The 10602-nt window shown below is 43.6% G+C and carries 9 protein-coding genes; 5 read left to right on the top strand and 4 right to left on the bottom strand.

The features are described from left to right. On the bottom strand, positions 1–293 hold a 293-nt coding region (locus NWQ57_RS10705), incomplete at its 3' end, for a secondary thiamine-phosphate synthase enzyme YjbQ (protein WP_306022142.1). Positions 294–511: 218 nt separating this feature from the next. On the opposite strand from NWQ57_RS10705, the gene NWQ57_RS10700 reads away from it, so the two are divergent. Beyond that, a complete protein-coding gene (locus NWQ57_RS10700; protein WP_306022141.1) occupies positions 512–1624 on the top strand; it encodes a phosphoserine transaminase in 1113 nt (370 codons plus the stop codon). 47 nt (positions 1625–1671) lie between these two features. On the opposite strand, the gene NWQ57_RS10695 is transcribed toward NWQ57_RS10700, so the two are convergent. Both NWQ57_RS10695 and NWQ57_RS10690 read right to left on the bottom strand, forming a co-directional pair. Beyond that, on the bottom strand, positions 1672–3177 hold the full coding sequence (locus tag NWQ57_RS10695) for an SLC13 family permease (protein WP_306022140.1): 1506 nt from the start codon (positions 3175–3177) through the stop codon (positions 1672–1674). 106 nt (positions 3178–3283) lie between these two features. Beyond that, positions 3284–4504, bottom strand: a complete 1221-nt coding sequence (locus NWQ57_RS10690) for an FAD-dependent monooxygenase (RefSeq protein WP_306022139.1) — start codon at positions 4502–4504, stop codon at positions 3284–3286. Between the two features lie 268 nt (positions 4505–4772). Between NWQ57_RS10690 and NWQ57_RS10685 the strand changes: the two genes are divergently transcribed. From NWQ57_RS10685 to NWQ57_RS10675, 3 genes are all read left to right on the top strand, one after another. Next, complete coding sequence (locus NWQ57_RS10685) at positions 4773–6311, top strand: PAS domain-containing methyl-accepting chemotaxis protein (RefSeq protein WP_306022138.1); 1539 nt, start codon at positions 4773–4775, stop codon at positions 6309–6311. A gap of 121 nt (positions 6312–6432) precedes the next feature. Continuing rightward, positions 6433–6939 carry a M48 family metallopeptidase gene (locus NWQ57_RS10680; RefSeq protein WP_306022137.1) on the top strand — a complete coding sequence of 169 codons (507 nt, stop codon included), beginning with the start codon at positions 6433–6435 and terminating at the stop codon, positions 6937–6939. A gap of 112 nt (positions 6940–7051) precedes the next feature. Next, positions 7052–7411, top strand: coding sequence for a YacL family protein (locus NWQ57_RS10675; protein ID WP_306022136.1), 360 nt, complete (start codon positions 7052–7054; stop codon positions 7409–7411). Positions 7412–7751: 340 nt separating this feature from the next. Here the strand turns inward: NWQ57_RS10675 and gnd are convergent, their stop codons facing one another. Then, the gene (gene gnd / locus NWQ57_RS10670; RefSeq protein WP_306022135.1) at positions 7752–9206 is read right to left on the bottom strand and encodes a decarboxylating NADP(+)-dependent phosphogluconate dehydrogenase; all 1455 of its coding nucleotides are present in this window, start codon (positions 9204–9206) and stop codon (positions 7752–7754) included. 379 nt (positions 9207–9585) lie between these two features. Between gnd and NWQ57_RS10665 the strand changes: the two genes are divergently transcribed. Continuing rightward, positions 9586–10575: an NAD-dependent epimerase/dehydratase family protein gene (locus tag NWQ57_RS10665; RefSeq protein ID WP_306022134.1), complete on the top strand. Its 990-nt coding sequence runs from the start codon at positions 9586–9588 to the stop codon at positions 10573–10575. Positions 10576–10602: the final 27 nt, after the last annotated feature.

Below are 10602 nucleotides of genomic sequence, written 5' to 3'. Positions count from 1 at the left end.
CCTAATATACTGCTTTTTAAATGCGCAGGCATATCATCACTGCCCTCATCTACATGCTGATAGTAAGGCTCATCTTCAGGCACAGCATGATTAAAGTAGCGCTCAAAATCACCGCGCACTGTTGGGTCCGCATTTTCATTGATAGTCAAAGAGGCCGAGGTATGTTTAATAAAGACGTGTAGTAAACCAATGTCCACCGTTGTCAGTTCAGGTAATTGTGTCATCACCTCTTGTGTAATTAAGTGAAACCCTCTTCTTTTAGGGCCGAGTCTTATTTCTTTTTGCAACCACATATACAACTCCACCTTCGCTCACTGAGCCTTAGGGTAACACCATTTAATAGTGCTGCTAAATGCAGATTTTTTAAAGAATGCCTCCTTGTACAATCGTAGTATCGGTAACATTCACACTTAGTTCTAGCTCATTTCACTTGAATATTTGCTCGTTAATTTAAAGCGCTATAAGCTAGAATATCACCTACAACACTTGACTAGAATTGCCTGAGAGCCACATGCATCCTTCAATAAAACCCGCTAATCCCAATTTTTCTTCTGGCCCTTGTGCTAAACGTCCAGGTTATGATGTCAGTCAGCTTGATTTAAGCGTTTTGGGCCGTTCTCATCGTGCGCCTATTGGCAAAAAAGCCTTAGAAAAAGCCTGTTTAGATACCGCCCGCATTTTGGGTTTGCCACCAGGTTATCGTGTTGCGGTGGTGCCTGCTTCAGACACCGGAGCCATGGAAATGGCCATGTGGTCGATGCTCGGCCAACGCCCAGTTGATGTGGTGTATTGGGAGTCTTTTGGACAAGGTTGGGCCACCGACATTAACAAACAATTAAAGCTCGACAATGTGCGTACCTTTTATGCTGACTATGGTCATCTACCCGATTTAGCGAAGGTAAACACTGACCACGATGTGGTATTTACATGGAACGGTACGACTTCGGGTGTCAAAGTACCCAATGCTGATTGGATAGCGGATGATCGCCAAGGCCTGACCTTTTGTGATGCCACCTCAGCGGTATTTGCTCAAGACATGGATTGGGCAAAACTGGATGTAATTACCTATAGCTGGCAAAAAGTATTGGGCGGTGAAGGCGGCCATGGCATGCTGATATTGAGCCCTCGTGCGGTTGAACGGCTTGAGAGCTATACCCCAAACTGGCCGTTGCCTAAGATATTCCGTATGACCAGCGGCGGCAAATTAATTGAAGACTTATTCTTAGGCGCAACCATTAACACCCCGTCAATGTTATGCGTTGTGGATTATCTTGATGCATTACAGTGGGTCGAATCTATTGGCGGCGTAGCTGCCACTATCGCGCGCAGTAAACAAAATTTAGCCAGTTTAGAAACCTTTATTGAAGCCCGTGACTGGATCGATTTTTTAGCTACAGACGAAAGTACACGTTCAAACACGAGCGTGTGTTTACGCTTAAATTTAGCGCCTGAGCAAGTAAAGGCTTTAATTAAATTACTTGAGCAACATGAGGTGGCATTTGATATCAGCCCCTATCGTGATGCGCCCGCGGGCTTGCGCATTTGGTGCGGTGCCACAATAGAAAATAATGACATTGAAGCCTTGTTACCTTGGTTAGACTGGGCTTATCAACAAGTAAAATAAACTCAGTGCTTAGGAGTGGTCGCCCTGTGTCGACCACTTCGAATTGCCTAAGAAAAAATATACGGTGACCACCACACGGTTGCGGCCGTTAGCAGTGCCATGCCGATCATATTTAATAACACGCCCACTTTCACCATTTGCGGAATGGTTAATTTGCCTGAGGCAAACACAATCGCATTAGGTGCGGTTGCAACAGGCAACATAAAAGCACAGCTTGCAGCAAGTGTGATGGGGATACACAGCAACAAAGGCGATATATCAAGTTGCAAAGCAACGGCGGCCATAACCGGTAAAAAAGTGGCAGTGGTGGCTAGATTACTGGTTAGCTCTGTTAAAAATATCACTACGCCAGTAGCGGCGATAATTAAAGTCAGTATGCCAAAACTCCCCAAGGGCATTAAACTCTCACCTAACCACTGCGCTAAACCAGAAGACGACACACTGGCAGCTAAACTCAATCCACCGCCAAACAAAATCAATACTCCCCAAGGTAATTGGTGAGTTTGCTCCCAGGTCATGAGTTTTTCAAAAGGGCTAGGTTGAGAACGACCTGAACGGACGGGCACTCCGCCATTTGGGATCACAAACAATAAAATCGCTGCCGTCATTACAATACCCGGATCACTCAAATAATCGATGTTGAACCACGTTGCTAAAGGCCGGCGCATGATCCAAAACACAATGACTAAACAAAAAAGGATGGCCACACGCTTCTCTGGTTTAGTGATAACGCCTAATTCTCGTCTCAAGGCTTGGATGTGGTTTTGAGTTTGCTGGCTGGCGGGGATATCCACTTTAAACACCACTCGCGTTAACAACACCCACGTGATGGGTAACATGCAACACATAATCGGCACGCCCAAAGCCATCCATCTTGCAAACGACATTTCGATGCCGTAGTTATCTTGAATAAAGGCAGCTAACAAAGCATTAGGTGGTGTTCCAACTAAAGTAGACATACCACCTATAGTGGCGGCATAAGCCAAACCTAACAACATCGCCACTTGAAAGGCGCCTTTGCGTTTAGCACTTAAGCCCTCAATGTTATCAGCAATGACCGTCGTGACCGATAAGGCAATAGGCAGCAACATCATGGTAGTCGAGGTATTGGTCATCCACATGGATAACAGTGCCGCCACCAGCATAAATCCCCCAATTAAACGTTTTCCGTTAGTACCGGTCACGCTCAAAATACTCAGCGCTATGCGTTTATGTAAGTTCCAGCGCTCTACCGCCAACGCTAACAAAAAAGCACCTAAAAACAGGAAGATAATCGGATTTGCATAGCCTGATGTTGCATCTTTAAGACTGGCAATACCTAACATAGGAAAGGCGACGATGGGTAAAAGTGCGGTCGCAGGTACAGGAATAGCTTCTGTTGCCCACCAAATGGCCATCCATAAGCTTACCGCCGCGGTATACCAAGCGGCTTGACTCATGGTTTGCTGAGGAATAAGAATAAAGAGCAAAAAAACCATGGGGCCGAGAATCAAACCGATGTCTTGATAGCGCCCTCTCTCAAGGTTTGTTGAACGAATGATTTGATCTTGCATTGTTTAAATCACCATAAGCAAAAGGTAATGCATGCTTGAATGTATATTGAGCATAACATGCAAAAGTGCCTTAGGCGCTATTGATGCCTGTTATTAAGCGCTGAACTCATTCATTATCTAAGGCGGCCTTAACGTCATAGGCATATATAGTGTGCAATTGTTTAGCTGCTAACACAGAACTTATATTTGCGGCAGATAAGCCTGCTAATACCTTAAGCTTTACCCGGCTTACCCCATCACTCATATGATATAAGGCTGCATTTTGGCGGGCTTTTAACTGAATTTTACGCGTTCGCTTAAGGCGAGCAGCTTGATACGTTTGTAGCGCAAGCTCACTGTTTGGATATTTTTTTAACAGACCTGCCAACATATAGGCATCTTCAATTGCCATTGCGGCTCCTTGGGCTAAAAACGGCAACATCGGATGACATGCATCACCCAGCAAGGTGACATTTTTATCTGTCCACGTTGTCAGCGGGTCGCGGTCATGTAGGGCCCAAACAAAGGTTTTTTGAGTGGCGGCCAGAATTTCTTGCACCTCAGGATGCCAATCACTAAACAATGAACGAAGTGTTGCTATATCACCCTCTTGGGTCCAAGATTCTTGCTGCCACTTGCTGCGTTCTTCAACAGCAACAAAATTAACCAGATCGCCACCTCGCAGATAGTAGCTCACAAAATGTTTACCCGGACCAACCCAAAGATTCGCATTTGGCTCTACCAAGTTTGCTGGCAAATCAGTTGTTTTTACCGTCCCGCGCCACGCCACTTGCCCAGTAAACCTAGCCTGAGAATCCAGACCCGCATTTGCCAATAAAGTCGCCTGCACATTTGAATGAATACCATCGGCACCAACCACTAAGTCATAGGCGGCCACGTCACCATTGGCTAAAGTCAACGTTACTGCATCGCTGTCATTTTGCTGAACGTAAGTAGTAATGACACTGCCTAATTTGATACTAATTTGCAGTTGCTGGCAGGCGTTGAGTAACACCTTGTGCAGATCAGCGCGGTGCACATGCCAATACTCAGCACCAAACTGGCGTAAACAGGCCTTCCCTAACGGCACTGAAAAGTACCTTTTACCACTATTAAAGTGACGCATCACAGCGTTTTCTGGACTAAACGCGTAACGGGACAACGATTCAGCCACACCAAGTTGATGCAATACCCGCATGGCGTTTGGGCTTAATTGTAAGCCTGCACCGACTTCTGAAAGGCTTGAAGCTTGTTCATAAACAGTGACAATAAAACCCTGTTTAACCAGTGCTAAGGCACAACTTAAGCCGCCAATTCCAGCCCCAACAACGGCAATGTTCTTAATCACGTGCTCACCTTAGGTGCATGAAAATCATGCTGTATTTCAAATAATTAGTACCAAAAAAACTCTCACAATTATAAATCACATTTAATTTTGACAATTATCAATATAGACATAGTCTTAATGAATAGCGCAATGATGTTGTCTTCAAGTGCAACTTGGAACACATCTTATCCAGAATCTCTTCGCAGCACTATATCTTCTATGGTTAAAAACTAAGGTATAACTAGTGTGCGCCGATAAAAAATCATCTAACGACAGTGGGAAAACTTGCATGTCAAAGCGGAACCAAAATATTATCAATGAAGAAGTAAAGTTCAACCAAGGCGAAGAGTTAGTCTCGGTAACCGATACCCGAGGCGTTATTCTTTATGCAAATCCCCAGTTTTGTCAGATAGCAGGTTACACCGTTGAGGAGCTGATAGGGCAAAACCACAATGTGGTACGTCATCCCGATATGCCCAAAGCGGCGTTTGCTGATATGTGGGACAAACTTAAAGCGAAACAAGCATGGCGCGGTGCAGTAAAAAATCGCTGTAAAGACGGGCGTTATTATTGGGTTGATGCTTTTGTTACACCGGTTTACGAAAAAAACCAACTCACCGGCTATCAATCGGTACGCACAGTGTTAAAGCCTGAATTCAGAGACCGGGCCGAAAGCCTCTACAGTAAATTAAATACTCAAAACACCTCAGTAAAGTCCTTGAGTGCAATGAGTCATACCAAAGACATTATTTTTATAGTTGCTGCTTTAGTTTTGGCTTCAGCCGCTATATTTTTTCCTGTTATCGCTTTTGTGTTAGTAGCCCTACCCTACCTAGTGTTTAAAGGCGAATTATTTGATTTAAGACGCTACTTAAAAGAACAGCAAGAAAGTTATGACAGTGTTTCAAGACTGATCTATTCGGGTGATGGCGTAAGCAGTGTGGCTGACTACTCGAAGAAAATGGATGAGGGTCGAATCAAAACCATTTTAGGCAGAGTTGTCGATGGCACCGATACCTTAAAGGCCGGTGTGCTTTTATTGAAAAACGCTTCAATTGAGGCCAAAAAAGGCGTTGAAAAAGAAGCTAACGAGCTGCACCAAGTGGTTACCGCCATTGAAGAGATGGTTGCTTCAATCAGTGAAGTTGCAACGAATACCGTAAGCACTTCGAAAAAAGTAGAGTCTGTGCATAAAGATTGTAAAGTCGCCACTGACTCGATGACACGTACCATGAATAAAGTGTCAGATCTTGCTGAGGATGTCTCTAAGTCAGCCAGTGCCGCATCAGAGCTGGCCAGCGAAGCTGAAAAAATTGGCAATATCATGCAAGAAATTCAAGGTATTGCTGACCAAACTAACTTACTGGCTTTAAATGCGGCCATTGAAGCGGCTCGTGCCGGTGAACAAGGTCGCGGTTTTGCTGTGGTAGCGGACGAGGTCAGAGCCCTATCAAGCCGTACTCAAAAAGCCACAGAGCAAATCCAAACTTCAGTTAACGAAATTCAGACCACGCTAATGACGTGGTCGAAAACGATGCACACAGGCAAAGATGCCGCTGAAGACTGCGTAAAAGAAACCAGCGAAACTCGTAACCTTGTGTTTAAAGTGTATGATGATGTGTCAATTATTGCTGATTTAGCGGCGCAGATATCGACCGCTTCTGAAGAACAAAGCATGGTTTCCCAAGAGATAAGCCGCAATCTCACCAACATTAATGATGCCTCTAAAATAAATCTTGAGCAGGCAAATATCGTAGAACACGAATCAAACGTAATGGAAAAACGCGCTGATTCACTTGCCTCTTTGGGCTTAACCTTTAGGCAATAATCACTTCAAAGGCCTGTGCTGTTTATCGGTCGCACAGGCCCTTAGCGACCCTCATAAAATAAGTACGTAGCAGACCAATAACTAAGGTAAAATTGCGCAAAAATGTTTATTTAGTTTATTTATGTCGGATTCACTGCCCTATCTCGCGCATTATGCCCCACACATTCAGCAGCAAATTGCAGACTTAATTGAAAAACAACAATTAGGTGACTGGCTACGAAGTAAGTATTCAAAAGTGCATAATGTGGCCAATGACAGCGACCTGCGCGACTATGTCATTGAACTAAAAAATCACTATATGAAAAAAACTCAGCCGCTGAGCAAAGTGATGTACGACAGCAAGATCCACATTATTAATCAGGCTTTGGGCTTACACAGTTATGTGTCTCGCGTGCAGGGCGGCAAGCTTAAAAGTAAAAATGAACTGCGGGTCAGCACCTTATTTAAGAATACGCCCGAGCCATTTTTAAACATGATTGTGGTGCATGAGTTAGCGCACTTAAAAGAAAAACAACACAACAAGGCCTTTTATCAGCTTTGCCAACACATGTTACCTAATTATCATCAACTCGAATTTGAAGTGCGCGTATACTTAACTGAATTAGACCGCAGCGGAAACGTTTTTTAACACGACATGTCTTATCAAGCCTTGAGCTTACATAAGATAATTAACCACAAGCCTCTAAAGATACGTTTCCCCAAGACCATAGCTATTACTGACTTATAGAAGTGAACGATTCATGGATTACCAATTTTTTCGAGACACAGGCAGTACGCCTTTTGCAAAATGTGAAGTGACCGCTTTTGGTGATTGGCTGACTCATGATGTGGGTGAAGATAAGCACATAATCGACACCCTCCTAGCTTTAGTTGACTCATTGCAGCAACTAAAACAAAAAGAGGCGGAATTTGTTGGCAAGGACTACCGCTTACAACTAAATCAATATGAAGTAGAAATTGCTGCTCTGTTTGTTGGTTTCGCCGATGAAGACGCGCTTCCCGAGGGAACGGAGTTTGAAGATCCCTTATTAGAGGGCTGCGGGCTGGATGACTTTCATCATTTAATACTGGCATGGCAAGATTTTATCAGTGAGCAATAGCGCATTACGGTTTTACTCTCACCACTTTGGTGAGGCGGGCCCTTAAATCTCACTGATATCGTGCATAAACATAAGGTTAGCAAATAACGTTAAAAGTAAATCATTGATTTTAAACAATAAAAAGTATTGGCACAGAGTCTGCTTAGTATATATCAATGCGCAGTGTATTCGATTAGTTCGGGGAATCACTTGTTGCATTGCGACAGTGGTACACATATAAAAATAAATAACAGTGGCTAACGAATAAACTCGCTAAAAACGCAAAAGGCCTAAGCAACTTAGTTGCTTAGGCCTTTTGTTTACTTGATGACTACGAAATTAAATAAACGCATCAACCCTATTAAGCATTGTAAGTAGAAGAAGCGGTATTGCCGCCTCGACCTGTCCAATTGGTATGGAAAAACTCACCACGAGGTTTGTCTGTGCGCTCATAAGTGTGGGCACCAAAGTAATCACGCTGAGCTTGCAACAAGTTTGCGGGTAAACGCTCCGTGCGGTAGCCATCAAAGTAATTTAGCGCAGCAGTTAAACAAGGTGCAGGTACACCGTTACCAATGGCACTCATGGCCACGCGGCGCCAACCTTCTTGTGCTTTAACTACGGTATTAGTGAAATAATCATCTAATAACAAATTATTTAAGGCCGGATTTTTATCGAAGGCGTCTTTTATTTTACCTAAGAAGGCCGAGCGAATAATACAGCCTCCACGCCACATTAACGCAATGCCACCGTAGTTTAAATCCCAGTTAAACTCTTTTGCGGCTTCGCGCATCAAAGTATAACCCTGAGCATAAGAGACGATTTTTGAGGCCAGTACCGCTTGACGCAAATCTTCAATGAAGGCGGCTTTGTCACCGTCAAATTGCTTAACCGGACCACTCAACACTTTAGACGCTTCAACGCGCTCACTCTTAAGGGCTGAAATACAGCGTGCAAAAACCGACTCAGCGATAAGGGTTAATGGCACCCCTAAATCAAGAGCAATAACTCCTGTCCATTTGCCCGTGCCTTTTTGGCCTGCGGTATCAAGTATTTTTTCAACCAGTGGCGAACCGTCTTCGTCTTTATAGGCCAAAATATCACGAGTAATTTCTACCAAATAGCTATCTAATTCAGTGGTATTCCAATGCTTAAAGACTTCATGCATCTCATCAGCTGACATGCCCAGTACTTCTTTCATGATTTGATAGGCTTCACACAACAATTGCATATCACCGTATTCGATACCGTTGTGAACCATTTTTACAAAGTGACCTGCGCCGTTTTGTCCCACATAATCACAACAAGGAGAACCGTCATCCACTTTGGCAGAAATAGCTTGAAAAATGGGCTTAACAGACAACCATGCTTCCTCTGAACCACCTGGCATAATTGACGGACCAGTTAAGGCGCCTTCTTCTCCGCCAGATACACCCGCACCAACAAAATGAATGCCTAAGTCAGCCAAGTATTTTTCGCGACGGATGGTGTCAGGGAAATGGGTATTACCACCATCGATGATGATGTCACCTTTATCTAAATATGGAATGAGCTGTTCTATAGTCGCATCAACCGGTGCGCCTGATTTAACCATGATCATCACTTTGCGAGGACGTTCAAGAGATTGCACTAACTCTTCAACAGAATAAGCGCCACGAATAGACAAACCTTTGGCACGACCATTGACAAAGTTTTCTACTTTATCAGTCGAACGGTTATAAGCCGTAACGGTAAAACCTTTACTAGCCATATTAAGAATTAGGTTTTCACCCATAACAGCAAGGCCTATTAGGCCAATATCAGATAGAGTTTTCATAGCGTTCCAATTTTAACTTGAATGACGGTTCGCGAGAGCCGAGGTTACTCTCATTTACTTCACCTCTGCTTCAACACAATTCGATGGCACAATATTAATAACATTACCGGCTTATTTTAACCGTTAAACAAAAGCATAACATCTTTGATTGACATAATAATTCATACATTAATATCTTTATTTTCTAACAAATATAAATATGACTAACAAAAAACAATGTTCTTCTTAACATTGTATTGAGGGCAAAACGAAGGTTAAGCTTTAAGGCAGTCATGTAACGCTGACGTTGATGCGTTAACAAGGTCATCTGTAAGCCATTATGCCCGGCGCTGAACTCGCTTCAGCAAGAGTTGCATCATTCATATCAAAAAGGATCAACATGAAAGTATTATTTATTGGTGGTACGGGCAATATCAGTACAGAAACGAGTCTACGCTGCGTGCAACTGGGTATGGATCTCACCTTACTCACTCGCGGCAACCGAGGGGTTACCATACCCGGTGCGAATACTATCATTGGCGACATTAATGAAAGAGCAACACAAGAAATACTCGCAAAACAACACTGGGACGTAGTGGTAAATTGGATCGCGTTTACCGCACGAGACGTAGAGCGAGACATCGGTTTATTTGCCAATAATACTAAGCAGTACGTCTTTATCAGTTCGGCATCGTGTTACCAAAAACCCGTATCGAATCCCTTCATTACCGAGTCTACCCCCTTAGCAAATCCTTGGTGGTTATATTCAAGAGATAAAATTGCTGGCGAAGATGCCTTGGTAAAGGCCTATCGAGAGACGGGTTTTCCGATGGTTATCGTCAGGCCTTCACTGACTTACGATACAGTGATCCCACTGCCTTTTGGTGCATGGACTCATTACAACGTTATCGAACGCATTAAAAGCGGTAAGCCCATTATTGTTCAAGGTGATGGCACCTCTTTATTTACCATCACTCATGCCAGTGACTTTGCCAAAGGATTTGTCGGTTTACTTGGTTTACAACCTGCAATCGGTCATGCTTTTCATATCACTAGCGATGAAAGCCTCAGTTGGGATCAAATCAACCACGCGGTGGCACAAGCAGTAGGAAAGGAGCCTAATATCGTGCACATTCCCTCAGATTTTATTTGCCACATTGCCCCTGATTACACCGGCACATTGCTGGGTGACAAGTCTCACAGCGTGATTTTTAACAACAGTAAAATTAAACAAGCTGTGCCTGATTTCTGTGCCACTATTCCTTTTAATAGGGGTATTAAAAAAACTCTGGATTGGTTCAGTGAGAAAACCGAACGCCAAATAATCGACGCTAAATCAGAACAGATAACTGACCAAATAATCCTGCAGTATCAGCGCGCACTGGGTTAATTACGCAATACGAATTGTGCATATTTG

Origin of the sequence: Paraglaciecola sp. (assembly GCF_030730205.1) — a bacterium.
GTDB lineage: Bacteria > Pseudomonadota > Gammaproteobacteria > Enterobacterales > Alteromonadaceae > Paraglaciecola.
The sequence above is the reverse complement of the archived record's forward strand: the minus strand, read 5'-3'. Positions and strand labels throughout refer to the sequence as shown.